Here is a 2979-nt window from a genome sequence, read left to right on the forward strand (position 1 = left end):
CCGCCGCGTAAAAAAAAAAGGAAAAGCGGTAGCGCCGCGCCATGCTCGGCGGCTTTTGCTTTTGCTTTTGCTTTTGCTTCTGCTCTTCTCCCCCCAACCCCGGCGGGGCACGTCCACTGTCCGGAGGCGGGGGAGGGTGATGCGCGGGACGCTGAGCCGCATGGATGCGGCGACGCAGCCTACACGGATGTACTTGCGGCGTGTCCCGCGCATCACCTTCCCCCGCCTCACCCCCATCAACTGAACCCACGTCCCGCCGAAGCCTAGAAATCAACCCCCACCGTCATGAACACCTGCCGCGGTGCGCTGGCATGGATCGCGTAGCGGGTGCCGGTCGGGTCGGTCGGCGCGAACGAGCTCAACTGCCCCGCGTAGCGCTTGTTGGTCAGGTTGGTGGCGTTGAGCGATACCTTGATGTCACGCAGGCCCATGCCCGGTCCGAAGGAATAGCCCAGCCCGGCGTCGAAGGTGGTCACGCCCGGTACCGACTGGTCGTTGGTATAGGTGTAATAGCGCTTGCCGGTGTACTTGGCGCGCAGGCTGGCGAAGAAACCGTCGCGGTTCCAGCTCAGTTCGCTGGAGGCCATGCGCTGCGGCGTGTCGACGGTGATCTTTCCGGCCACCGGTACGATGGCACCGCCCGAGGTGTAGTCGTCCTCGTAGGTGGTCTTGTTCCACGACAACGCGTTGTACCACTGCAGGCCGTCGATCGGCTTGAGGATGAAGGTCAGTTCGGCGCCCTGGCTCTTCACCGAGCCGACGTTGATGAAGCGGGTGATGCACTCCGGCCGCGTGCCGACTTCGATGCTGGTGCATGGATTGAGTGACAGCAGGCGGTTGTCGAACATCACGTGGTAGGCCGCCAGCGAGGCCTGGTACGTTTCGCCGAAGCGACGGAAGCCGGCTTCGAAGGTCCGCGACTTCTCTGGCTCCAGGTCATCCACGCTGGCTGCGAAGGACTCCGGCGATACCTGCAGCGGGCCACCGCTGCCGCCGCCGACGAACGCGGCGATGTTCTCCGCATACGAGGCGAACACTTCCTGCTGGGGGCTGAGCTTGAAGCTGATGCCGGCCTGCGGCAGCACCGATTCCTTTGCGGTCAACGTGCCGGAGGCGTAGCTGGATTCGGTACCCGGCTTCGCGCGGGCGGTCATGCGCGTGTTGGGGCTCTTGATGCCCACGTCCACCGTCATCCGATCCTCCATGAAACGCATGCGGTCCTGCACGTAGAACTGCCGCGTGCGGATATCGAAGTCCTGGTCGAACAGGCGGCGGTCCGGGTGGTTGAGGTAGGTGTCATCCAGGAACGGGCCGTCGATGTAGTAGAAGTTGCGTTCGACGTTGTGGTCGTTCTTCTCGTACCACAGCCCGGCCTCCAGTTCGTGGATACCCACGCTCCAGGTGAACGCCGCAGTCAGGCCCTGGCGGTTGATGGTGTAGTTGGTGCTGCGGATTGAAATCGGAAGCTCGCGGTCGGTGCCCGGATGGGACGGCTGGCCCGGGGCCCACCAATGGCCTTGCCCGCGGTTGTCGTGGTGGTAGGCCAGCAGCTTCAGTCCTGCGCTGTCGCCAAGCTTCAGGTCAGCATCCAGCGAGTACAGGTTGTCGTCGCGCAACGCGCGGCTCTGGTAGTACGCATCGTCGATGCTGTTGACGCCACCGCTGAACGCGCAGCGCGCCGGATCACGCGTGGCGGGGGCGCAATAAGCGGCCGCGAGGGCGCGGTCCCAGTCCGGGGCGTAGATGTTCCAGTCATACCCCAGGCCGCGGTCCAGCATGCTCTTGGACAGATAGGCATAGTTGGCCTGGCTGGCGCGCGAGGTGGCGGCAAACGCGCCGAAGCGGTTGTCGCCCACGTGCCATACCGCCTTCGCGTTGAACTGGCGCGTGGTCTGGTTCTGGTAGGGGGCGGCCCACATGTCCGCGTCCTGGTGCACGCCGGACACATAGGCGGAAAACCCGTTGATGTCGCCGGTATCCACGCGCAGGTAGCCGCGGCGCTGGTTGTCATCACCGGCGGTGATGCTGGCGCGCCCACCGAATTCAGTGGCAGGGTCCATCGAGAAATACTGGATCGCTCCGCCGAGGTTGCTGGTGGACGCCACGCCCAGCGAACCGATGCCCTGCGACAGCTCGGCACCGGCCAGGTTTTCGGCGATCAAGGCGCGCGCGATGCTCAGGCCGTTGTAGTTGCCGTAGCTGTTGTCACCCAGCGGGATGCCGTCCAGCGTATAGCCGAGGCGACTCTTGTCGAAGCCGCGCAGGCTGATGGTCTGTGACTCTTCGTTGGCACCGAAGGCATCGTTGGATTGCACGGAAACGCCGGGCAGGCGATCGAGGATCTTCTGCCCGCTGGTGCCGGGCGGAAGCACCTGCTTGTCCACGGCAGTGATGCGTTGTACCTGGCGGGTTTCACCCTGGCCGATCACCGACACCGCATCGAGCGTCTGCGCGGTGAGGGCGGTATCGGCGTTGGGTTCGCCGGCGGCGTGGGCGTTGGCGGCGCAAAGCGCGATCGCCACGGCAATCGTCAGGTGTCGGGTCTGCATGTCGTTCCGTTGCATGAGGGGGAAGGCCTGCGTGCTGCAGGTCACCGACCACTATGCAAAGCGGAAATGACGGGTTTTTGACCGGAAAACGCAGAATGCGTGTAACTGGGACGGCGTTCGCTTAATGCTCGGCGAGCGCGGCGGCAGGGATGTGACGACCAACGGTCGTCACCCACCAGCCCGTCACCGCTTGCAGGATGTGACGGCCAGCGGCCGGCACTACCGGGTCGTCCGCCGGCGGTCAGAAGGTGTAGCGCACGCGGCCGTCGAAGTACGCGCCGTTGCTGCCGATCGGAGACTACACGTCGTACGGCAGGTTGCCGTAGGCGTAGATGTCTTCGTTGGACAGGTCCGGGTAGTTGTCGGTCAGGTTCTGGCCGCCGATCGCCACGCTCCACTGCGGGGTGATGAGGTATTCGGCTTCCGCATC

General features: G+C 64.6%; 1 protein-coding gene. It reads right to left on the reverse strand.

The window, feature by feature from the left end; all coding sequences use genetic code 11:
* Window positions 1–263: 263 nt before the first annotated feature.
* A complete protein-coding gene (locus tag ABB28_RS17210; RefSeq protein WP_057687582.1) occupies window positions 264–2549 on the reverse strand; it encodes a TonB-dependent receptor in 2286 nt (761 codons plus the stop codon).
* Window positions 2550–2979 lie beyond the last annotated feature (430 nt).

Source organism: Stenotrophomonas chelatiphaga, from assembly GCF_001431535.1.
In the GTDB taxonomy this organism is placed as follows: Bacteria; Pseudomonadota; Gammaproteobacteria; order Xanthomonadales; family Xanthomonadaceae; genus Stenotrophomonas; species Stenotrophomonas chelatiphaga.

Bases quoted from the DNA above. Each gene is read 5' to 3' on its own strand.
- ABB28_RS17210 (WP_057687582.1), bottom strand. From the start codon at position 2,549: ATGCAGACCCGACACCTGACGATTGCCGTGGCGATCGCGCTTTGCGCC.